The organism is Candidatus Manganitrophus morganii, from assembly GCA_021651055.1.
GTDB lineage: Bacteria > Nitrospirota > Nitrospiria > SBBL01 > Manganitrophaceae > Manganitrophus > Manganitrophus morganii.
In genome coordinates, this window is record JAJHOH010000001.1 from 4,039,182 (window position 1) to 4,061,608 (window position 22,427).

The following is a 22,427-nucleotide window of genomic DNA, read 5'->3' on the forward strand; positions in this document are numbered from 1 at the left end:
ACGCCCTGCTTCTTCAATACCGTTGAGTGGGCGCAATGATTGCGCCCCTACAAAAGAAAAACCATGGCCTTCAACAAATACTACCAAGACGAGCTGACCTTCCTCCGGGAAATGGGGCGGGAGTTTGCCCGGGCTTATCCCGCGGCGGCCCCCTTCCTGGCCGACCGGGGGAGCGATCCCGATGTGGAGCGGCTGCTGGAAGGATTTGCCTTTCTGACCGGCCGGATTCGCCAGAAGCTCGATGATGAATTCCCCGAGCTGATCCATGCGCTCATGAGCCTCATGTGGCCGCACTATCTGCGGCCGATTCCGTCGATGTCGATCGTCGAGTTTACACCGATCACCGGGGCGGTCCGGGAGCGGCAACCGGTCCCGCGCGGAACCGAAGTCGCCTCCCTTCCGGTCGAAGGGATTCCCTGTCGATTCCGCACCGCTTTTGATCTCGATCTCTATCCTTTCAGCATAGAGGAAACGCTTGTCCAGACCTTACCCGACGGACGATCGGCCTTGCGTCTTCGATTCAAACTGAGCCCGGGAACGACCCTCTCGCAGGTTCGCCTGGAGACCCTTCGATTTTTCCTTCACGGCGACCCGGCCTACACCCTTTATCTTTGGCTTTGCCGGTATGTTTCCGAGGTTCGTGTTCGCGCCATCGTTCAGGGAAAACCTTCTCAGGAAAGCACCCTTCCTCCCGGCCGGATCGAGGCGGGGGGATTTTCCGAGGAGGAGGCGCTGCTTCCTTATCCCAAAGGGGCGTTCGACGGCTACCGATACCTCCAGGAGTACTTTACCTTTCCGGAAAAGTTCCTCTTTACGACCTTGACCGGTCTTCTTCCGGTGACCAAAACGATGAAGGGGGAGGCGTTTGAGATCGATTTTGTCTTCTCGCAGCCGCCGGCCGCTTCCCTTCACATCACCCGGGAGAATGTCCGTCTCTTCTGCACCCCGGTGGTCAATCTTTTTCAAATGGAATCCGATCCGATCCGGATCAACCATCAGCGGGTTGAATATCCGATCCGGCCCGCAGGGGCGAGTCCGATCCAGTATGAGACGTATTCGGTCGACCGGTCGGTGGGATGGGTCCGGGGGACGGCGGAGGAGCAGGAGTACCCGCCGTTCGTCTCCTTCCAGCATCACCTCGGTCCCGCGGGGCGCCGGCTCACCTATTATCAAACGCGGCTTCGGGGGGCGGTGGTGGGGGACGGAACCGACACCTCCGTTTCGTTTGTGAATGGGGAGCAGACGACGGTCGTGCCGCCGACCGAGACGGTCGTTTTCCACCTCACCTGCACGAACCGCGCGCTTCCCGGCAAGCTCCGTGTGGGAGACATCCAGGTCCCGACCGACCGCTCGCCGGAGTTCGCCCGGTTTCGGAATATTACCAAGGTGACCCCGGCGATCCGGCCCCCGGTGGGGGGGGATCTTTATTGGCGGCTGATCTCGCATCTTTCGCTCAACTATACCTCTCTTTCCAGCGTCGAAGCGCTGCGGGGGATTTTGGAGCTCTATAATTTCCCGTCGCTCTATGACCGGCAGGCGGGCCGGGCCAATGAGCGCCGGCTGGAAGGAATCATCGGAATCGAGAACCGGGGGGAGGATCTCCTCTTCCGCGGCGCGCCGGTGCGGGGGATCGCGACCTCTCTTTCCATGAAGGAGGATCACTTCGACGGGGAGGGGGATCTTTTCCTTTTCGCGACGGTGTTGAACGAGTTTTTGTCGCTTTACGTCTCCCTTAATTCTTTCAGCCGATTGACGGTGAAGGGGGTTCAACAAGGAGAGGTCTATTCATGGCCGCCGAGGATCGGTCGACAGATGGCCCTTTAGAAGGGCGGCCTTTTGAGGAGGCCGAGCGGTATTCGTTCTTCCAACTCGTCCGGCTGCTGGAGCGATACCATCAGCCGCGCGCGCGCGTCGGCGGCGAGGGACCGGCCTCGGGGGAGATCCTCCGGTTCCGGCCCGATGCGTCGCTCGGCTTTCCCGCCTCCGATGTGGTTTCGGTGGAGGAGATCCCGGCGGCCGAGGATCAGCCGGCCCGCGTTCGGATCACGACGAGCTTTCTCGGCCTCTATGGGAGTACTTCTCCCTTGCCGGTCTTTTATACGGAGGAGATGCTTCGCCGGGACCCCGACGAAGATCCGGTCCGGGCCTTCATCGATCTTTTTCACCATCGGCTCCTCTCTCTTTTCTACCGCTGCTGGGAGAAGTACCGGTATCACATTCAGTTCGAAGGGGAGGGGAAAGACGCCTTCTCCCGGCGGATGTTCGGCTTCATCGGCCTCGGCACCGCCGGCCTGACCGATCGGGTCGGGATTCCGGCCGCCCGTTTGATCCGGTATGCCGGGCTCCTGACGCAGAAGCCCCGCTCCGCCGCCGCGCTGGAGGGAATGGTCAGCGATTTCTTCGGCGGGATTCCGGTCCATGTCGTCCAATGGGTGGCCCGGTGGGTGACGATTCAACCGGAGCAGCGGATTCGGCTGGGAAGGGGGAACAACCGGCTCGGCGTCGACGCTTCGCTCGGGGAGAAGGTCTTGAGCCGAAGCGCCCAATTCCGGGTGGCGCTCGGCCCGATGCGATATGACGCCTATTTATCGTTTCTTCCGGATGGAGAATCGTTCCGGATGCTGAATGCGTTGATTGTCCTCTTCTTGAACGACCCTTTGGAGTTCGACATCGAATTGCAGGTGCATGGGGAAGAGATCTTGCCGCTTCAATTAAAGAGCCAGGGGGGAGGCCGGCTCGGCTGGACCACGTGGCTCCCGACGGAAAAATTCGAGGATGGGCGGGCGAAATCGGTGGTGTTGGAGAGAAGTTTAAATTAAGCGATCAGCGATCAGCCGTCCGCTTTCAGCTTAAAGATTTTAGAATCCTTTCGCTGAGAGCTGAGTGCTGACCGCTGAAAGCTTCCTTATAATAAGGAGATCATTATGATCGGTGTCGATATCAAATCTTTGCTTCGGCGTTTGAACCGTTTCTCCACCCGTTCCTTGGAGGCGGCGGCGGGGCTTTGCGTCTCGCGCAGCCATTATGAAGTCGGCGTTCCCCATCTGCTGATGCAGATGGCGGAGGACCCGGCCGCCGATATCCAGACGATCTTGAGACATTTCGGGATCGAGCCTTCCCGTCTTCAGAAAACGCTTCAGCGGGAGCTGGAGAGCCTTCGCAGCGGCAACGCCGGAAAGCCGGTTTTCTCCCCGACGCTCCTGGAGTGGGTGGAAGAGGCCTGGCTGATCGGATCGATCGATTTGGGTTTAAGCGAGATCCGCTCCGGGGCGCTGCTTGCGGCGCTGCTCGGAAATCCGAGCCGGTATGGCTTGGACGAGGCGGTCGAGTTATTGGAGGCGATCCGTCCCGATGAGTTGAAGAGAAAGTTTTCCGAAATCACCACCGGCTCTTCGGAGCAGGCGGCCGAGAGGCCGAAAGAAGGGGGAACAACCGGGGCGGCGTCGCGTGGAGAAGAGACGGCGCTCGGCCGGTTCACGATCGATTTTACGGCGCGGGCCCGCAGCGAGGAGATCGATCCGGTCTTCGGCCGCGATCGGGAGATCCGGCAGATGATCGACATCCTGGCGCGTCGCCGGAAGAACAACCCGATCGTCGTCGGCGAGGCGGGGGTCGGCAAGACCGCCGTCGTCGAGGGATTGGCGCTGAAGGTGGTCCAGGGGGACGTCCCCGACATTTTGAAGGGGGTCGATATCCTCGGCCTCGATATGGGGTTGCTCCAGGCGGGGGCCGGGGTGAAGGGAGAATTCGAGAATCGTCTCAAGTCGGTCATCAACGAGGTGAAGGCGTCGCCGAAGCCGATCGTCCTCTTCATCGATGAAGCGCATACGTTGATCGGGGCCGGCGGGGCCGCGGGGATGAGCGACGCGGCCAACCTGCTGAAGCCGGCGCTGGCCCGCGGCGAGCTGCGGACGATCGCCGCGACCACCTGGTCGGAATACAAAAAATATTTCGAGAAAGATGCCGCGCTGGCGCGGCGATTCCAGCTGGTCAGCCTCGAAGAGCCGTCGGAGGAGGGAGCGGTCGTCATTCTCCGCGGATTGCGGGAAAAATACGAAGCGTCGCACAAGATTCCAATTCTCGACGATGCCGTGGTGGCGGCGGCGAAGATGTCGAGCCGGTACATCTCCGGCCGGCAGCTTCCAGACAAGGCGGTCGATCTCCTCGATACCGCCGCGGCCCGGGTGAAGATCGGGATGACCAACCGGCCGAGCCACCTCGAAGACACCGAGCGGCGGATTCAGGTCCTGGAGCGGGAGCGGTCGGCCTATCAGCGCGACATGGCCGGCGGCGCCGAGATCGACCCGGTGCGGGTCCAAGAAGTCGACGAGGAGATCGCGGGGCTCCGGGACGAATTGTCCCAGCTGGAAAAACGTTGGAAAGAAGAAAAGGAAGCGGCCGAGCAGGTGAAGGGGCTTCGCGAGAAACTTTCCGCGGAGACGAATGCCTCGGCGCGGGAGCCGCTGCAGAAAGAGCTTAAAGCGGCCAAAGAGGCCCTTGCGAAGATTCAGGGAAATGATCCGCTGATCAAGATCGAGGTCGACTCCGACGTTATCGCGAAGGTGATCTCCGACTGGACCGGCATCCCGGTGGGGAAGATGGTCCAGGATGAGGCCCGGTCGGTCCTCGAATTAAACGGGCGGATGATCAACCGGATCAAAGGGCAGGACCATGCGATCGACTCGATCGCGCGGGGGATCCGGGCGGCCAAGGCGGGATTGGGAAATCCGCGGGCGCCGATGGGGGTGTTCCTCCTTGTCGGGCCGAGCGGCGTCGGCAAGACCGAAACGGCGCTCGGGCTCGCCGATCTTCTCTTCGGCGGAGAGCGCTTCATGGTGACGATCAACATGTCGGAGTTCCAGGAGAAGCACACCGTCTCGCGCCTGATCGGATCGCCTCCGGGGTATGTCGGCTATGGAGAAGGGGGAATCCTCACCGAAGCGGTCCGCCAGCGTCCTTACTCGGTGGTCCTCCTCGACGAGGTCGAGAAGGCCGACCCCGAAGTGCTCAACCTTTTTTACCAGGTCTTCGACAAGGGGATGCTCTCCGACGGCGAGGGACGGGTGATCGACTTCAAGAACACGATCATTCTCTTGACCAGCAACCTCGCCACCGACATCATCATGGAGTCCTGCGCCGACGGCAACCGGCCGGCGGTGGACGATCTCAGCAGCGCCATCCGGCCGGTGTTGAGCAAACATTTCAAACCGGCGCTCCTTGCGCGGATGACCGTTGTTCCCTATTATCCGATCGACGCGACCGCCATGAAGGGGATCGTCGAATTGAAATTGCGCCAGGTCGGCGCGCGGCTGATGGAGAGTCAGCGGATGGTTCTGGAGTACGATCCGTCGGTGGTGGAGCAGATCGTCCAGCGCTGCACCGAGGTAGAGACCGGCGCGCGGAACGTCGATCACATTCTCCAGGGGACGCTGCTGCCGAAGATCTCGACCGAGATCCTGGAGCGGATCGGGGGGGGGCCGCTGCCGGACAAATTGAGTTTAGGATTGGACGACAATGGTGGGTTTAAGCTGACGTTCGGGGAAATAAGTCATTAGGGAAGCGATCAGCGATCAGCTTTCAGCCGTCAGCTAATGATTTAGATGCTTCAAGCTGAAAGCTGAGTGCTGACGGCTGACAGCCATCTTCTTACCCGGAAGCCAGGCCAATGAAAGATTTCCGAGAACTCAAGGTTTGGGAAAAGGGACATGAATTAACGCTTTCAATTTACCAAGCGACCTTATCTTTTCCAAAAGAAGAGCGATATGGGTTAACGAGTCAAATTCGTCGGTCGAGTGCTTCTATTCCCGCCAATATAGCAGAGGGATGTGGCCGATTTGGTGATGCCGAATTTGCAAGATTCCTTCAGATCGCAATGGGCTCTGCAAGTGAGACAGAGTATCACATCCTGCTGGCACGGGATCTGAAATTCATTAAAGATGAAGATTATAGACACCTTGAACAACAAGTCATAGAAGTAAAACGAATGCTCTCATCCTTTATTGAGAAGCTGAGGGGAGAATGAAGCTGTCAGCGATCAGCTTTCAGCTAAAAGTAAAAAAAAGTGTTTTAAAATATCTGGGTTTTTTTAAGCTGACCGCTGAAAGCTGAATGCTGACAGCTTCATTTTGGAGTCTTCCATGGCCATCATCCGAGCAAAAAATGAGACCGACTATGCCCTCAAGATCGACGGGCAGGCAGCCGATCTGCTGAAGGTGGTCCGTTTCTCCGGAACAGAGGCGGTCTCGGAGCTGTTTCACTTCAGCGTCGATCTGGCTTCGAAGAACGGGGGGATTAACTTCGACGACGTTCTCGGGAAGCCTGCCGCCCTGACGCTGCGCGGGTCGGTGGGGAAGCGGATCGTCCACGGGCTGGTCCACTCTTTCGAGCAGACCGGGAATATCGCGTCTTGGACCTGTTATCGGGCCGGGATCGTTCCAACTGTCTGGCCTCTCTCGCGTCTCGCCGACTGCCGGATTTTCCAGAACCTGAACATCCCCGATATCATTAAGAAGGTCCTCACCGACAGGGGGATTTCAAGCGATCAATTCCGGTTTTCGACAAAGCGGAGCTACAAACCGCGCGACTACTGCGTTCAGTACCGGGAGAGCGACCTTTCCTTCATCACCCGGCTGATGGAGCAATACGGCCTCTTCTACTTTTTCGAGCATACCGTCGAGAAGGATGTGATGGTCATCGGAGACGACTCGGTGGCGCACGTGGCGATCGAGGGGAAAGAGCAGGTGCTCTATTCCACGGGGGGATCGCCTGAGGGAGAGACGGTGACTGAATTCCGATTCAATCAGGGGATCCGCTCCGGCGCCGTTGTTCTGCGCGACTATGACTTTAAAAAACCGCAACTGAAGCTCGACCAGACCGCAACGGCGGCAGGGGATGGAAAGCTGGAGGTCTACGATTATCCCGGAGAGTATGTCGCTCCGGAGGAGGGGAAAGAGCTCGCCAAGTCGCGCCTGGAGGCGTTTCAGGCAACCCGGCAGGTCGGGTCGGGACAAAGCGACTGCCGGCGATTCATCCCGGGCTATACCTTTAAATTAGACCGCTATCCACGGGCCTCCCTCGCTCAGAGTTATCTCTTGATTCGCGTTTCGCAAAGCGGAAGCCAACCCCAGGTCCTCGGGGCCGACACGGGGGGAAAGGGGGAAGAACCGGTTTATCAGAACGACTTCGAATGTATCCCGTCCGGAATTCCCTGCCGCCCGCCGCTGACGACCCCGCGTCCCACGATTCAGAGTGTGCAGACCGCCGTCGTCGTCGGACCGGCGGGAGAGGAGATCTACACCGATACACACGGGCGGGTGAAAGTTCAGTTCCACTGGGACCGCCAGGGGAAGAAAGATGAGAAGAGCTCCTGCTGGCTTCGGGTGGCGCAGATCTGGGCCGGGCCGGGATGGGGATCGATGTTTATCCCGCGGATCGGGCAGGAGGTGGTCGTCTCCTTTTTAGAAGGGGATCCCGATCAGCCGATCATCATCGGCGCGGTTTATAACGGGATGAACGTTCCCCCCTATGCCCTTCCGGGCGAGAAGACGAAGAGCACCATCAAGACGAACAGCTCACCGGGGGGGGAAGGGTCGAACGAGATTCGGTTCGAGGACGCCGCGGGGAGCGAAGAGATTTACGTCCACGGCCAAAAGGACTGGACGATCGGCATCGAGAACGACAAGAACCAGAAGATCGGCCATGATGAAAGCCTGGAGGTCGGGAACGACCGGAGTAAAAAGGTTGCTAAAAATCAGAGCGAGGATGTCGGCGAGAACAAGACGATTACGGTCGGGAAAAATCATACCGAGTCGATCGGGGAGAACGCCGGCATCACGATCACCAAAGACGAAACGATCAGCGTCGGAAAGAACCAGAGTGTCACGGTCGGCGAAAACCAGTCCCTGTCTGTCGGAAAGAATCAGACCGAGACGGTCGGCGAAAATGCCGAGGTCACGATTGGAAAGAATCTGACCTCTTCCGTGGGGAAAAATCTCTCGTTGAAAGTGACGGAGAACGCGGAGGTCAAAGCGGGGAAGAAGGGAACGGTCGACATCGGCGCGGACCTCGGCGTAAAGGTCGAGAAGAAGCTCACCATCCAGGCCGGCGACGCAATCAGCATCACGAGCGACAAAGAGATCGTTCTGAAAGCGGGGGATGCCAGCATCACCCTCAAGAAGAACGGGGATATCACCATCAAGGGAAATAAGATCAACATCAAAGGGGATGGCGACGTCGTCATCAAGGGATCGAAGATCACGCAAAACTAGGTTTGCGGAGCGCACGGATGGCGAAACAGGAATTATACCGAGAGGGTGCGGAGGTATTGCATAACCAATACCATTCCCCGCGCATTGGACGTCTTCTCTCCCCCGGACCGGCGGGAGAAGTGCTGGTGGAATACGAGGGGAGCGCGCGGGTCGCGCGATCGGTTTCCGGGGTGAGTCGAAGCGAGCTGATCAAGCCCGGGAATCGGGGGCGCGACGTCCTCCTCCTCTTCGAGGTCGGCGATCCGAATCGCCCGATCATCATCGGCCTGATGGAGGAGCCGCTCGAAGCGCTCGTCTCGATGGAAGTGGCTCCAAAACCGTCCGATCCGCCGAAAGAGGTCGTCGTCGACGGAAAACGGGTGACGATCGAGGCCGAGGAAGAGGTTGTCCTCAAGTGCGGCGCCGGGAGCATTACGCTTCGGAAAGATGGAAAAATTATTATCAAGGGAACCCACCTTCTCTCCCGATCGTCGGGGCCGAACCGGATCAAGGGGGGAAGTGTTCAGATCAATTAAGAAAGCAATGACCGCTCTCACGAACGACCCTGTTGAAGCCCAATGTTAGAACTTAGAAATCAGACCCCCTTTGAAGTCGGAATGATCCCCTGCCTCGATAAGGAGGGGTATGATTACGTGGCGATCGCCATCAAAGGAACGTTTGATCTCGTAAAAAATAACGAGTCGCTTTCGGTTTCCGAGGCGCAGATCCCCTTGGCATGGGGAGACGAATTCTATGGCGAGCCGGGGGTTTCGAGCGTGAAGTATGAATCGGATACCTGCCAAATCAAGAGCGGAACCGACGTCATCCTGAAAGGCCATGCCTATGCCAAAGGAGGCGGCCGTTCCGCCGAGATCGACGTTCAGCTGCAGGTCGGCCCGCTCAACAAAACGGTCCGTGTGATCGGCGACAGAAAATGGGGAAAATCGCTCGGGATGTGGCGGTGGAGCGGGCCGGAGCCGTTCGATCGAATCCCGCTGGTGTATGAGCGGGCTTTCGGAGGGAACGACGCCTCGGACCCCGATCCGGCCAAGCACGATTATGAAAAGAGAAATCCGGTCGGGACCGGGTTCTCAATTGCGAAGAAAAATCTGGAGGGGATGCCGCTCCCCAACCTGGAAGATCCCGGAATGCCGATCAAGGGGTGGGACGACAAACCGGCTCCCGCCGGATTCGGCTTTATCGGAAGAGATTGGGCCCCCCGGGTGAAATACGCCGGCACCTATGATGAGAAATGGCAGAAAGAGCGGTTCCCGATGCTCCCATCCGATTTCGATCCTTCCTTTTTCAACGGGGCCTCTCCCGACCTGATCGCCCGGCCCCACTTCAAAGGGGGGGAGCCGGTGCGGGTGGTGAATGCCTCCCCGGAGGGGGAGTTGAAATTTAAACTTCCGGCGCGCCGTTTCGATATTTCGCTCTGGATCAAAGGCAAGGAAAGCGCGATGATCCCCGTGTTGGACACCGTGGTGATCGAGCCGGATGAAAAAAGGCTCTTGTTGACCTGGCGCGCGACCGCTCCCTGTTTCAAGCAATTTTTATATATCGATCGCGTGAGGGTCAAGGAGAAGGCCGGATGAAGCAGGCGGATCAGATCGTCGTGACCGGTGTCAGCGCGATCTCCCCGGTCGGCGCGAATGTGGAGCAAACCTGTGCCTCGATCCGGGCCGGGATCAACCGGTTTCAGGCGCACCCGTATTACACGCCGCGGTTGCCGGAACCTCCGCTGAGCGAGCCGCAGTTGGCGATGGTCTCCCCGGTGGTTCCTTTCGATCCGGGAGCCTTGCTTCCTGAACGTCTGATGCAGCTGGCCCTCGCGCCAATGAAGGATTTGATCTCAAGTGGAAAGCTGCGGCGCGACGACTTTCAATCGGCGGCCGTTCTCGTCAGCCTTCCGGCCGCCGAGCGAACGGGGCATCTCTCCGGATATGAGAAGGCCTTTATCGGAGAATACTTCAAAAGATTGGCGATTGAGCCGGGCCCGATTCAACAAGTCTTCCAAGAAGGACAGACCGGTGTCTTCTCCGCCGTCGACGCGGCTTCCCGACTGCTCCGGTCCGGCGCGTGCCGCTTCTGCATCGTCTTGGGGGTCGATTCCTATTTGGACAAGGAGTCGATCGATCGGCTGGATGAGACGTACCGTTTGAAGAGCGAGCGGAATGTGGACGGCTTTATCCCGGGAGAGTCTGCGGTGTTGTTGCTCCTCGAAACAGCCGAACATGCAAAGGGGCGAAAAGCGCCGGTTCTCGCGAAGATCGGCGGCCTTGGCCGCGGGGTCGAAAAAGAAAACATCGCCTCCGAAAAGGCGTCCAGCGGCCGGGGTCTGGCGGACGCGCTCGCTCAGCTCAACGGGGAGGAGAAGGAGCGGTCGGCCGCCTGGGTGATCTGCGACCTGAACGGGGAGAGCGGCCGGTCGCGGGAATGGGGGATGGTGTTGTGTCGATCGGCCGCCTCTTTCGGCCAATTGAAAAAGCTATCGCATCCGGCCGATTGCGTCGGCGATGTGGGGGCCGCCTCCGGCGCGCTTTTTATCGTGATCGCCTGCCGGGCATTTGCCCGCGGTTATGCCCCCGCCGATGAGGCCTTTCTTTGGGCCTCTTCCGATTCCGGCCAGCGGGCGGCCTGCCGGATCGGGAAACCGAACTAGAACAAGGGAGCGATTTATGGGGGCCACCGTCAATGTGAATTTCCGAACCGTCGTCCACGCGGGGAGCGGCGGAATTGCGATGGCCTTTCCCGACGTCTGTAAAACCCCTTCGCCCGCCGGTCCGATCCCCATTCCCTATCCGAATATCGCGAAGTCGGGCGACACGGCCAAAGGGAGCAAAAAGGTGAAGGTCGACGGCAACCCGATCATGCTCGACGGATCGAATTTTTCCACCAGCACCGGAGACGAAGCCGGGAGCGCGGGGGGCGGGGTGGTCTCGAACACCACCAAAGGGAAGGCGGAGTTCATCCTTTATTCGTTCGATGTCAAAGTGGAAGGAAAGGGGGTCCCCCGCCTCGGCGACATGATGCTGCAGAACAAAATGTCTTCTCCGAATACCCCGCCGATGCCGGAAGTCCAAGCCCCCTTGGTGGTCGTTCCGGTCCCCGAGAATGATCAAGAGGTCAATCTGACCAGCGTCAAGGCGATCACGGCGGAGGAATATGAAAAGTGAGGTGGAGGCGAAGCCGTTTGTCTATTCTCCGGGGGCGCCGATCCTTTCTTCCGGGACCGAGGGGATCGTCATCGGAGTGAGCGGTCTGCCCGGCCGGTCTCCCTTGTTGCGGGGGCATTGCCGTCTTTCCAGCGAGGCGGTTTCGTCGCTGTCGGACACCCTCCTCCACAATGTCGCCGTCATCTGCACCTATGGCCCTACGTTGCGGTCGTTCTCTTTTCCGCTGGTCCGCGGCGAGATCGTGTTTGATGAAGATGTTCTGGTGGAAAATGGTTTTCAGCAGGCTTTTTTTAATATCGATCTGGAAACGGCGGGACTTCCGTCCGGACAGGGACGCTATTTTGTGCTCGCCTCGGTTCACACCTTTCTTTCAGAAGTGATCGCGTTTGATTGGGATAAGTAACGATGGCTAAAAAACAGTGGGTCAATCTCCCTTCGGAAGACAGCTCCACGGTCAAAAAAGCGACCTTCGTGGGGGATGGGGTCGACAGCGCCGACGTGATGGGGCGCAAGGTTTATATCGAGGCGTCGTTCGACAAAAAAGATGCGACGACCATCGCGACCTTGGAGGTCAAGCCCGACGGCGGAAATGCCGTGTACGAGCCGGAAGAGTCGAAGTTGGCGCACGACAAAACGGCCACGGCGAAGATTTCGGACGAGGGGAAGGCGAAATGGGAGGTGAAACTCTCCGCCGCGGGGGGCGATAAATTCAAATTCGCCGTGGAGCACCAGGGGAAGAAAAAGGATCTCCCCGACGAGTTCGAAACACACCGCCGCTTGTTCTATCAGGTGATCGAGATGACGGGGGTGACCGGCCTCTCTTCGTTCGGCTTCTGGGAAACGGAATTCAAGAAGAACAAACGGGAGATCAGCCTGGTTAAAATCGCCTCCAAAGGAGCGGTCGCTCGGAGTTATAACTTTGATTATAAAGGGAGCGAATATTCGCGTCTGTTTAATCTGGCCAAAGACAAATACAACGATGCGAAAGATCCCTACTGCTTTGCGGTGGTCTGGGCCGACTGCCTGGCGCAAGGGCCGACCGAGAAGGTGGTCGAAAAGACCGGTGTTTCCAAAGCAAGCGGGAGCGTGGCGGTGCCGCTTGGGGGAGGACAACTCTGGAAGAATATCGATAAGGCATCCACGGCGGCCCCCTGGAATAAGATGATCGCTTTTATCTATACCAAAGACGGCTCGGAGCAGACCTTTCCGATTCCCGACCCGGACGTTACATCGACCTATACGGAGATTACGGTGAACACCCGAAACTTCCCGGAGGGGGTGACGGGGAAGATCAAAGCCAAGGTCAATGTCGCCACCGGTTTTCATGGCGGGTGGTCTTTCCCGACACAAAATATCATCGTGATCGCCACGCGTGGTTGGTATGACCGGGCCTACTCCGATGCGAAAAAAAAGTCGATTCTCATCCACGAGAGCGGACACAAAATTGGAATGGTCCCCGACGGAACGGGGGGGCTGAAAGAACAATCGACCTATGACAAAGTCCATGACCCTTCCAAAAAGTCCCACTGCAACGATAACGCCTGCACCATGTGGTGGACCACCACATACGAAAAGGACGTTTTTTGCAGTGTCTGCGATAAGTCGGTCCGCAAGGTGGACCTCTACGCGCCGGGTCTCAAAGGTTTTACGCGATTTTTCTAAATAGAAGAGGAACGTATCGGACGGCGAGCCCTCCTTTTGATTTTGGTTTTGGTTTGGAGCTGTACGGGAGGGCATCCTAACTTAAAGGAACGAGGAGAAATGACGGAACCGCGCGCTGTTGATTTATTTGCGAATGTCGAACCCGATGATGATAATTCGAATGAATGCACCCCCGCCATTGAGAACGATTTCATTGGGATTCGAATCAATGCTCCCGAAGCGGTCGACTACACGCCGGGCGAGCGGGATCGGATTACGGGCGCCTTCGGGAGGGCCATCCTCTGCGGGATCTACCGCTTTGAATCGGCTTTTCTATTGGAGACCGACGGCTTTAAAAAAACGGCGACCCTGGTGGCGGTCGACACGAAAACGCACCGGCCTTATACGGCAAAGATGGTCCATGATCATCCGGAGATTCCCAACCCCGATCCGCCGCAGTACCCTCCCGAAATGCTCGAGGGGGTGTATGAAACCGGCTACTTCAACATTAATATGCTCGATTTTCTCGGATTGCCGGAACAACCGGCGACGTATGAAGTTTTTGTGACCCTTCATCGGTACAAGTCGAATGTGGTCACCGTCCGCCTCATCCCCCGCGATGAGAGGCCTTAGGCAGATGATCCTCCTCGACATCCTTGAAGAGCATCTTGAAGAAGCCGACTTTCTTTTTCAGCAGCGGACGAATGCGCTGACCGATCGAGCCTACGACCTCGACGGCTTAGCCGAGCTCGAAGAGCGGCTGCTGGCGCACCTCGACGGTTTGGTTCTCGGAGGAAAAGAGGCCTGGGCGCTCCTGGCGCCGAAGCTGGCCGGCGGCGAAGTGGGGGAGGTCTTCGCGGCGGCGTTCGTGGCGCTGACGTCGGGCGAGCCGGCTCGGATTGACATGGTTCAAAAGACATTCTCCGAGGCAGAGGGACCGGTCTTGGATGGCATCCGCCAGGCGCTTCGGCATACCTCTTCTCCCGAAGTTGAGAAGATTGTTCGGCCATACCTCGACAGTGAAAAGGGCGCCGTTCGCGCGGCGGCGATTGATGTGATCGGCTTCCGCCGGTTACCCTTGGAGACCCGTCTTCTCCAAGCCGGATTGCAGGAGAAAGATCCGCTCGTCGTTGCGGCGGCGGCGAATGCGGCCGGACGGCTTCGCCTTGCCGATCTGAAAAATGAGATCGAAGGGGCGTTGGAGAGCGATGCCGCCCCGGTGCGTCTCGAAGCAATGCGGGCGGGGCTTCTCTTAAAGAGTGAAAGGGCCTTGAGCCGTTGTCGGAAAGCGGTTCAGGAACGGGTTGAAGAGGGAGGGGAGGCGATCCTCCTTCTGGGTCTCCTGGGTCATCCCGAAGATGGACCGCTCCTCGTGAATGCATTGGGAGAAGCGGCCCTCGCTCGAAATGCGGTCATGTCGCTCGGTCTTCTCGGCCGCGCTGCGGGGATGGAGGCATTGATTCAGTGCACAGCCGATCCGAAACTTGCGCGGTCGGCGGGGGAGGCGATTCGATCCCTGACTGGCGTCGATTTGGAGAAAGAAAATCTTGTTCTTCCCAAAGCGGAGGCAAAAGCGGAAGAAGAGGACGAACTTGAGGCGGATCCCGATGAGGGGCTTCCGGTTCCCGATCCGGCGAAGGTCGATGGGTGGTGGCGGAAAAATTCCTCCCGGTTCGACAAGAAGGCCCGATACCGGAAAGGCCAGCCTTACAGTCCGCAGAAATTGATCGAGCTTCTCCACACCGGCACGCTCCCAGAGCGTCATCACGCCGCGCTGGGGTTCGCCTTGATCGATTCGAAGCGTCCCCCTCTGGAGACGCAGGCCTTTGCGGCCCGCCAACGGAAAGAGATGGCGGATTTGAAATCATCGTAATACCTGTCTGAACATAAACCAAAACCGATCGAAAAGGAGGAGCACGATGTATCTCACACAGGATGCCAGGGTTGGCACTAGAACGTTCCGTTTTTACGCTGTTCAGAACACGCATAATCATACCAAAAGCGTTGAATTCTCCAAGGCGATTAAAGAGCTGCTCAATGTCAGTTTTCCCGGAGATAAATTCGAGTTGGGACATTTCGCCAAAGAGCAATCGAGCATTCCGAGCGGAGCGGATGTCGTGCAGCTCTTCTGGCGGAACAACGCCTGGACGAACCGATAAACGGAAAGGAAGATCCTCGTTTTTAATATCAGGGGGAGGCTCGGATGGAGATCCATATGAAAATGGGATCGGATGGAAAGCGGAAAGTCGACGTCCGGGTGGAGGGCCAGGAGCGGGGGGGAGAGCGACGGTTTCCGCTCAAGCTGTTGGTCTTGGCCGAGCTGGCTCCTCGGGAGGAGCAATCGGCCTCGTTCGGGACCGGCCGGAGCCGTGTCGACAAAGAAACCTTCGGCGCGGCGCTTCAATCGCTCGTCGGCCGTGTTTCGCTCAATGTTCCCAACCGTTTGGGGGGCGGTCCGAAGGAGTGGCCGATCACTCTTCCGATCGATTCGATCAAGAGTTTCCATCCCGATGCCGTCGTGGAAGCCGTTCCTGCTTTGAGAGATCTCCTTGAAATTCGCCAACGGTTGATCCGGCTGCGCAACAGAGAAATTTCATATGAGAACTTCCGGACCGAATTGGGACAGCTCCAGGGGGGAGGGAACCTCCTGGGGCGAATCCAATCGGCGCTCGAAGCGCGTCCGGCCGACTCGCCCACAGAACGGCCCGCGCCCCCTTCTGCTCCCGGCCGAAGTCCGGCCCCGTCCGGCGAAAAGGAATCGGCCCTCGATTCTCTCTTTGAAATGGTGGAAGCGCCGGTTGCGGATCGGTCTGCACTAGAATCGGCCATGGCTTCGACCTCCCGGCTCGACCGGTTCATTTCCGAGATCATCTCGTCCGGCCGCCCCGGAACGCCGGCCGATCCCCGCGCCGTCGACGCCGTGATGAAGGAGCTCGACGAGATGTTCGGCGCCCAGCTCGACGCGATCCTTCATCATCCCGAGTTCCAGAGGCTGGAAGCGGTTTGGCGGGGGGTCAAGTTTCTCGTTGATCGAACCGACTTTCGAGAGCCGATCGAGATCGAGCTGCTCCATGCCCCCAAAGAACAGCTTGCGGAGATTTTCGATCGCGACGTTTTTCAACCGGAATCGGAAGGGACCGCCGAAGCGCCCGTTTCAATGATCATCGCAGACTACATCTTCGATCGATCCCCTCGGGACATCGATCTGCTCCAGGATCTCGCCGAGAAGGCCGAACAACTCCAGGCGCCGCTGGTCACCGCCGTCGGTCCGGCCTTCCTCGGATTGGAATCGATCGGGGAGATGGAGCCGCTGGATGCCGTGGGGAATCTGTTCGATCAGACCGAATATGTCAAATGGAGATCGCTTCGGCAGGCAAATGCCTCGCGGTGGCTGGCGGTTCTGTTCAATCGTTTTTTGCTTCGGCTTCCTTACGGACCGGAGCAGAATCGGGTGAAGCGTTTTGATTTTCGGGAGTCGATCCGTTCGGAGCGGTCGTTTCTCTGGGGAAATCCGGTCTGGGGCCTCGCGAGCTTGCTGACGGCGAGCTTCGCCAAAACCGGCTGGTGCAGCGAGATCACCGGCGCCCGCGGCGGCGGGATGATCGAAGATCTTCCGTTGCGGGAGATCGCGCGGCGGAACGGGGAGAAGGGGCAGCTTCCTTTGGAAGCGCCGATCTCGGAGGAGCACCGGATCGATCTGGCGGCGAACGGCATTCTGGCGTTGACCTGCCGCCTCAACGCGGACGCGGTTGTCCTCCCGGCCGTGCCGAGCGTGCATCAGCCGGAGCGTTATCCCGACCCCAGAGAAACGGCGCTGAGCGCCGCCCGGGCGGCTTTTCCGTACCAGTTGGTTGCGGGGCGGCTCTCTCAGGCGATCGGCCGCGCGGCGGGGGAGATCGGGGAGGGGAAATCGACTGCGGCGATCGAGCAGATTTTTACGAAGGGGTTGGCCGCCTCTCTTTCCGTCGATTCCGAAACGATCGAGGTCCAGGCGCGGGAGAGCGAAGAGAAACCGGACCGGTATGACGTGTTGATCACCTTCCGGCCCGACCGGGCAGGGCTGGCGCTTTCCGCGCCGGTGGGGCTAAGCCTATCTCTGAGAAAGTAGTTTTGAGGCGACCTCCTCTAAAGCTTAATACAAATTATTTAATCGACCTTTTTATCATCGATATTTAGAATGAACCTTCCTAATTGAAATGCTTGCCAAAGGCGGCACGTATTACGACTTTTCACTTGACACTTTTATTCCGCATTGTTAATATCCATTCGTTTTTTATTCCTGCTTTCTATCTCTTCAATAGAAATACCGACCTCGCCGATTGAGATCGCTTCTTCATCCCCATCGTCCCGGTCATTGCTTCAGCTTTGAGTTTCTCGTTTCGTTCTGTTGGTTCGAAGTGGGACTGGAGAGTGGCAATGTCGGCGACGGGTCAGCGGGTAAGCGCATGTACAAAAAATCGCCTGGTCCTTGTTTTAAGTAGATATCCTCTCCTTTATCTTTTCTTATTTGCCTTCTTTGGAGTTCTATCCCAGAGTCCCTTTTCGTTTGCTCAGACTTCGTCAATCATTGTAGCGGGTGATACCCATACCTGTGCCCGTTTATCGGACGGCACAGTCCGTTGCTGGGGTGCAAATAATTACGGTCAGCTGGGAAATGGATCGACCAGCAACTCCTCCACATCGGTGGCCGTCAGCGGATTGAGTGCCGCGGTGGATATTGCCGCCGGGGGCAAGCATGCCTGTGCGCGCCTCTCAAATGGAACGGTCAACTGCTGGGGCCTGAACGGGTTTGGTCAACTGGGCAACGGATCGACGACGACCTTCTTTTCTGCACCGGTGGTCGTCAGCGGGATTAGCACGGCAACAGCTATTGCGGCCGGTGGAAATCATACTTGTGCGGTGCTATCGAATGGGGCGGTTAACTGCTGGGGTGATAACACTTATGGCCAGCTGGGGAATGGGACATCAGGTGGGCTCTCCCGTACACCGGTGCCGGTCAGTGGGATTAGCACGGCGATGGCGATCTCAGCCGGGGGCTCCCACAGCTGTGCGCGCTTATCGGACGGCACTATCCGCTGCTGGGGGAGGAATAACTCAGCACAGTTAGGGAACGGGACAACCACCAACTCTTCTACTCCGGTGGCAGTCAGCGGGATTAACACAGCGACCACCGTTACTGCCGGAGGCTCCCACACCTGTGCGGTGCTGGCAGACGGCACGGCCCGTTGCTGGGGTCCGAGTAGTTTAGGCCAATTGGGGAATGGTGGATCTCCATCCCTCACGCCGGTGGCAGTGAGCGGTATTAGCACGGCGACGGCCGTTGCCGCCGGAGGCTCACACAATTGTGCGAGGCTATCGGGCAGCACGCTCAACTGCTGGGGGCTCAATAGCTCCGGACAGATCGGAAATGGAACGACGAACAATGCCTTGACTCCGGCAGTAGTCAGCGGGATTAATACTGCAACCGCGATTGCCGCCGGGGGCAATCATAGCTGTGCGGCGCTCTCAAATGGCGCGGTCAACTGCTGGGGCAATAATAGTTCCGGCCAACTGGGGAATGGGACAACGGGCGGAACCTCCCTCACGCCAGTCGTCGTCAGCGGCCTGAATGTCGGCTCCAGCAACCCGACATTGACCCTCACCAAATCGGGAACAGGCGCCGGGACCGTCACCTCTTCTCCTGCGGGGATTAACTGCGGGGCAATCTGCTCGGCCTCCTTTGCCTCCGGCACATCGGTGACGCTCACTGCAGCAGCATCGACAGGTTCCTCTTTTGCGGGATTCAGCGGCGGCTGCACCAGTGCGACGACTAGCTGTACCTTCACCCTCACGGCCAATGCCACGGTCACGGCGACCTTTAATACGAGCACCGCGCCGACATCCCTCGCTGCGGTCGATCATCCGGCGGATGAAGGGGGGGCAATTAACCTTTCCTGGACCCCTTCCACCGCCACCGGCATCACCCAGCAACGGATCTACCGATCGACCACCACGGGGGGGCCTTATACGCTTGCGGCAACCATTAACAACAATACCCTCAACACGCACACCGACACTGGCTTGACCAATGGTACGACCTATTATTATGTGGTTCGCGCTTTTAATGGAACTAGCGAGAGCGCCAACAGCAACCAGGCGGGTGCCGCTCCGGTTGATAATATCGCTCCGCTGGCGCTGACGCAGTTGACTGCGACGGATAGTCCAGGCGATCAAGGAGGAAAGATCAATCTTTCCTGGACCGTCTCGACCAGCACGGATGTCACTCAACAACGAATTTATCGGGCGACTGGGAGTGGCGGTTCATATACTCTCATCTTTACCATCCCAGAGAACACAACCTCTAGTTATACAGATCCGGCTGCAACCGCCAACACGACTTATTACTATATCGTGCGGGCCTACGATGGGACGCAAGAGGGTGCTAATTCTACAGAAGCAAGCGGGGTGTCGGTGAACAATGTCCTGGCAAGCTATGTTTATGACGAGGCTTCCAGCACCAATGGCAAAGGCAAGCTGACTACCGTTCATGACCCTTCCGGTAGCACCAAATTTTTCTATGACAATATGGGGCGGGTCAAGCAGACCGATAAAACGGTGGACGGGACGCTCTTCCGCACTTCTACAACTTTCGATCTGGCGGGTCGGACCAAGTCGGTCACCTATCCCGATACGGATGTGGTCCACTACCTCTATGATGGTCCCGTTTTGTCCAAAGTTTCAAAAGATGCGAATGGTGCAGTCAACTATGCCACCTATGCGGGGCATAACGCCTTGGGTCAAGTGGCCACGGTTACGTTTGGCAATGGGGTAACAACCACCTACACCCATTCCAATGCAGCAAATGGGACGTGTCCAAAGGATAACTTCCGTCTCTGCAATATCACAACGAGGCTTGGCACAACGAAGTATCAGGATCTGACTTACAGCTATGATAATAATGGGCTGGGTGTCGGAAACATCACCGGCATTACGGATGCTATTTTAACGGATACCTCTCCTCCGCCCGGTATTAAACACACCAACCAGACCCAAACCTTTGGCTACAACGATTCTCTGAACAGACTGACGAGTGCCAACGGTCCATACGGCACGATTACATACGCCTACGATAAGCTTGGAAACATGACCTGCAACTCCTCTATTTCCTCTTGCACCGCATCGTCACCGAACTATACCTATGGTGATTTAGCCCACCGTCACGCGGTGACCCATGTGGGACCTCTTCCCGGGGGAATAGACTACTCTTATAACGCCAATGGTGACATGATTCGGAGAGGCACGGACGTCCTGGGATACGATGTTCAGGCTAGGCTTACTTCGGTCTCCAACGCCACAGGAACCACCACCTTTGTTTATGATGGTGACGGTGGGCGGGTGAAGAAGATTAATGGATCTGTAACGAATATCTATATCGGTAAGCTTTGGGAGTGTACCCTTTCAGCCTCAGCCACATCTTGTAAATCTGGTAGCGCCTGGACTAGCGCCAATGTAAAGCATATTTTCGCAGGATCGGCCAGAATTGCAATCAAGCCGGTTACGACCACGGATGAAATTAAATATTTTCATGCCGATCACCTGGGAAGTACCTCAGTTGTGACTGATCAAGCCGGCGGGAAGATTGCCGAGTATATTTATCGCCCGTATGGAGATAATTTTCTCATAGCCGGGAGCGACTTCCGCTACAAATATACCAGCCAGGAGAAGGATGATCAGACTGGTCTCTATTTTTATAACGCTCGGTATTATGATCCTGTATTAGCACGATTTATTAGTCCTGACAGCATATTGCCTGATTTGGCTAATCCGCAGGCATTTAATCGATATAGTTACGTTTATAATAATCCTCTGATTTATACGGATCCAACTGGTCACTGCCCGGTTTGCTTTATCGCTGCTGGCATCGTGATGGGAGCGTTAAGTGCTGGAGTACAAAGCGATTGGAATATGGAGGCTATGATTATCGGTGGAACGATCGGGGGTATTTCTGGAGGCGTTGGATCAGCTGTTAGTACTTCAGTAGGAGGGGGCATTATCGGAGGATTCTACGGCGGTATGACTGGGGGAATGGTGGGTGGTGGTTTATATTCAGCGTACTATGGCGGGAATATTATTGAGGGTATGGGGATGGGCGCGGCCTTTGGCGCCGCTGGTGGCATGCTGACGGCTGGAGTTGGAAATTATTACGGAGACAATTGGACAGTAGGACGTGTTTTGATGCATGGCGCAATTGGTGGAGGACTTTCTGAGATCGGGGCAGAAGGTAGCTTTATTACAGGTTTTGCCTTTTCGGCTGGTGCAGCAGCAGCAATGTGGGGATTTACTGAATTGAAAGCCTACACAGATAGATCGTCAGGGGGACAAAAACATCCTCCAGGGAATAATAGTATTGGGGTGAAGATGACAGCAGGGGTTCGGGATTGTGATGGATGTACTGATGAGAATAAAAGTCTGCTGAGTTCCGCCGCAATGAATAAGGAAGGCAGTGAGTGGAATAAAATATTTGGATTGGGGTATAAAGCAGATACTCCAATTGGCCATTTTCTTGAAATGGTATCGAAAGTTCATGATCCTATGAATGCATGGGGGTACTCTTCCCAGGGGCATTATGTTGCTGGCAACCGGTTTTACAATACAGTATTTGATGTCTGGAGCGCAGCGGGGATGATTCCAGCGGCCGTATATACCAGCTTTGCATTTTCAGCTTTAAATTTTCAACCTCCAATTTATATTTATGGTAAGTAATGATTTGAAGTATGGTCTAGATAGAAGAAACACTGTTTTGAGGAAAATTGTGTTTGTAAGGTTTTATGTCTTTACATTTCTTATGAGTTTTACCTCTTTTGCCTTAAGCTGTTCTGCACCTCAAAAAGAAGTTAGGGCGTACATTGAGGCGAATCCTAATTGGAAAATGGTCGAAGTCTGTGGTTATGAGAGTTGCGGTCCCAAAGTTGACCATCTAAAAGGAAAAGATATTGATATTAGGTTAGAAGTTTTCAAATTTCAAGAACACCAATTTTTTGTCATTGGTATGGATTTTATGGGTTTAAGTGGTACATATCAATTTGATCCGTCAAAAATCCTAATAGAAGTAAGCAATGGGAAGCCCCTCAAACCAAAGAGAATGAGCTGTAACATTCCTTTGGATGTAAACGATCTTCGGTTAGCATCCGCTTTACCAGGACCATTTCCAATTCCTATTAAGGAAGATGATTGTTTTTCACTTTTTTTTGATCATCCTGCACCGCCAAATGATAAAGAGTTAATTATGAATTTCAATAAAGCATTAACATTAAATGGCGAACCAGTGGGTATTCCGTTGATTTACTTTAGAAAGAATGTTGCTGAGTAGTAGGAAGCAGAAAAA

General features: G+C 56.7%; 17 protein-coding genes. All 17 read left to right on the forward strand.

What is annotated here, in order from left to right:
• Nucleotides 1-63: 63 nt before the first annotated feature.
• The 17 genes from tssF (at nucleotide 64) to MCM46_18695 (ending at nucleotide 22,412) form a co-directional block, all read left to right on the forward strand.
• Complete coding sequence (gene tssF, locus MCM46_18615) at nucleotides 64-1,824, forward strand: type VI secretion system baseplate subunit TssF (protein MCG3113822.1); 1,761 nt, start codon at nucleotides 64-66, stop codon at nucleotides 1,822-1,824.
• Nucleotides 1,788-2,819, forward strand: coding sequence for a type VI secretion system baseplate subunit TssG (gene tssG, locus MCM46_18620; GenBank protein ID MCG3113823.1), 1,032 nt, complete (start codon nucleotides 1,788-1,790; stop codon nucleotides 2,817-2,819). The genes tssF and tssG overlap by 37 nt, the downstream gene beginning before the upstream one ends.
• A 105-nt stretch (nucleotides 2,820-2,924) precedes the next feature.
• Complete coding sequence (gene tssH, locus MCM46_18625) at nucleotides 2,925-5,555, forward strand: type VI secretion system ATPase TssH (protein ID MCG3113824.1); 2,631 nt, start codon at nucleotides 2,925-2,927, stop codon at nucleotides 5,553-5,555.
• Nucleotides 5,556-5,665: 110 nt separating this feature from the next.
• Complete coding sequence (locus MCM46_18630) at nucleotides 5,666-6,022, forward strand: four helix bundle protein (protein MCG3113825.1); 357 nt, start codon at nucleotides 5,666-5,668, stop codon at nucleotides 6,020-6,022.
• 115 nt (nucleotides 6,023-6,137) lie between these two features.
• Nucleotides 6,138-8,267 carry a type VI secretion system tip protein VgrG gene (vgrG, locus tag MCM46_18635; GenBank protein ID MCG3113826.1) on the forward strand — a complete coding sequence of 710 codons (2,130 nt, stop codon included), beginning with the start codon at nucleotides 6,138-6,140 and terminating at the stop codon, nucleotides 8,265-8,267.
• 17 nt (nucleotides 8,268-8,284) lie between these two features.
• Nucleotides 8,285-8,782, forward strand: coding sequence for a DUF6484 domain-containing protein (locus tag MCM46_18640; GenBank protein ID MCG3113827.1), 498 nt, complete (start codon nucleotides 8,285-8,287; stop codon nucleotides 8,780-8,782).
• Between the two features lie 42 nt (nucleotides 8,783-8,824).
• The gene (locus MCM46_18645; protein MCG3113828.1) at nucleotides 8,825-9,841 is read left to right on the forward strand and encodes a DUF2169 domain-containing protein; all 1,017 of its coding nucleotides are present in this window, start codon (nucleotides 8,825-8,827) and stop codon (nucleotides 9,839-9,841) included.
• A complete protein-coding gene (locus MCM46_18650; GenBank protein ID MCG3113829.1) occupies nucleotides 9,838-10,908 on the forward strand; it encodes a hypothetical protein in 1,071 nt (356 codons plus the stop codon). The genes MCM46_18645 and MCM46_18650 overlap by 4 nt, the downstream gene beginning before the upstream one ends.
• Before the next feature lie 16 nt (nucleotides 10,909-10,924).
• Nucleotides 10,925-11,422, forward strand: a complete 498-nt coding sequence (locus MCM46_18655; protein ID MCG3113830.1) for a DUF4150 domain-containing protein — start codon at nucleotides 10,925-10,927, stop codon at nucleotides 11,420-11,422.
• Nucleotides 11,412-11,825: a hypothetical protein gene (locus tag MCM46_18660; protein ID MCG3113831.1), complete on the forward strand. Its 414-nt coding sequence runs from the start codon at nucleotides 11,412-11,414 to the stop codon at nucleotides 11,823-11,825. The genes MCM46_18655 and MCM46_18660 overlap by 11 nt, the downstream gene beginning before the upstream one ends.
• A 2-nt stretch (nucleotides 11,826-11,827) precedes the next feature.
• On the forward strand, nucleotides 11,828-13,084 hold the full coding sequence (locus MCM46_18665; GenBank protein MCG3113832.1) for a hypothetical protein: 1,257 nt from the start codon (nucleotides 11,828-11,830) through the stop codon (nucleotides 13,082-13,084).
• 99 nt (nucleotides 13,085-13,183) lie between these two features.
• Nucleotides 13,184-13,696 (forward strand): hypothetical protein, encoded by a 513-nt coding sequence (locus tag MCM46_18670; protein ID MCG3113833.1) that lies wholly within the window; start codon nucleotides 13,184-13,186, stop codon nucleotides 13,694-13,696.
• A 4-nt stretch (nucleotides 13,697-13,700) separates the two neighbouring features.
• Nucleotides 13,701-14,936, forward strand: a complete 1,236-nt coding sequence (locus tag MCM46_18675; protein ID MCG3113834.1) for a TIGR02270 family protein — start codon at nucleotides 13,701-13,703, stop codon at nucleotides 14,934-14,936.
• A gap of 46 nt (nucleotides 14,937-14,982) precedes the next feature.
• Nucleotides 14,983-15,222: a hypothetical protein gene (locus tag MCM46_18680; protein MCG3113835.1), complete on the forward strand. Its 240-nt coding sequence runs from the start codon at nucleotides 14,983-14,985 to the stop codon at nucleotides 15,220-15,222.
• 44 nt (nucleotides 15,223-15,266) lie between these two features.
• Complete coding sequence (tssC, locus tag MCM46_18685) at nucleotides 15,267-17,171, forward strand: type VI secretion system contractile sheath large subunit (protein MCG3113836.1); 1,905 nt, start codon at nucleotides 15,267-15,269, stop codon at nucleotides 17,169-17,171.
• Between the two features lie 1,184 nt (nucleotides 17,172-18,355).
• Complete coding sequence (locus MCM46_18690) at nucleotides 18,356-21,805, forward strand: hypothetical protein (protein ID MCG3113837.1); 3,450 nt, start codon at nucleotides 18,356-18,358, stop codon at nucleotides 21,803-21,805.
• Between the two features lie 37 nt (nucleotides 21,806-21,842).
• The gene (locus tag MCM46_18695; GenBank protein MCG3113838.1) at nucleotides 21,843-22,412 is read left to right on the forward strand and encodes a hypothetical protein; all 570 of its coding nucleotides are present in this window, start codon (nucleotides 21,843-21,845) and stop codon (nucleotides 22,410-22,412) included.
• The last annotated feature ends 15 nt before the right edge of the window (nucleotides 22,413-22,427 follow it).

Excerpts from the sequence above, each read along its gene's own strand:
- MCM46_18650 (MCG3113829.1), top strand. The coding sequence starts at position 9,838 with ATGAAGCAGGCGGATCAGATCGTCGTGACCGGTGTCAGCGCGATCTCC.
- vgrG (MCG3113826.1), top strand. The coding sequence starts at position 6,138 with ATGGCCATCATCCGAGCAAAAAATGAGACCGACTATGCCCTCAAGATC.
- MCM46_18655 (MCG3113830.1), top strand. The coding sequence starts at position 10,925 with ATGGGGGCCACCGTCAATGTGAATTTCCGAACCGTCGTCCACGCGGGG.
- tssF (MCG3113822.1), top strand. The coding sequence starts at position 64 with ATGGCCTTCAACAAATACTACCAAGACGAGCTGACCTTCCTCCGGGAA.
- MCM46_18670 (MCG3113833.1), top strand. The coding sequence starts at position 13,184 with ATGACGGAACCGCGCGCTGTTGATTTATTTGCGAATGTCGAACCCGAT.
- MCM46_18645 (MCG3113828.1), top strand. The coding sequence starts at position 8,825 with ATGTTAGAACTTAGAAATCAGACCCCCTTTGAAGTCGGAATGATCCCC.
- MCM46_18675 (MCG3113834.1), top strand. The coding sequence starts at position 13,701 with ATGATCCTCCTCGACATCCTTGAAGAGCATCTTGAAGAAGCCGACTTT.
- MCM46_18640 (MCG3113827.1), top strand. The coding sequence starts at position 8,285 with ATGGCGAAACAGGAATTATACCGAGAGGGTGCGGAGGTATTGCATAAC.
- MCM46_18680 (MCG3113835.1), top strand. The coding sequence starts at position 14,983 with ATGTATCTCACACAGGATGCCAGGGTTGGCACTAGAACGTTCCGTTTT.
- MCM46_18660 (MCG3113831.1), top strand. The coding sequence starts at position 11,412 with ATGAAAAGTGAGGTGGAGGCGAAGCCGTTTGTCTATTCTCCGGGGGCG.
- tssG (MCG3113823.1), top strand. The coding sequence starts at position 1,788 with ATGGCCGCCGAGGATCGGTCGACAGATGGCCCTTTAGAAGGGCGGCCT.
- MCM46_18630 (MCG3113825.1), top strand. The coding sequence starts at position 5,666 with ATGAAAGATTTCCGAGAACTCAAGGTTTGGGAAAAGGGACATGAATTA.
- tssH (MCG3113824.1), top strand. The coding sequence starts at position 2,925 with ATGATCGGTGTCGATATCAAATCTTTGCTTCGGCGTTTGAACCGTTTC.
- MCM46_18665 (MCG3113832.1), top strand. The coding sequence starts at position 11,828 with ATGGCTAAAAAACAGTGGGTCAATCTCCCTTCGGAAGACAGCTCCACG.
- tssC (MCG3113836.1), top strand. The coding sequence starts at position 15,267 with ATGGAGATCCATATGAAAATGGGATCGGATGGAAAGCGGAAAGTCGAC.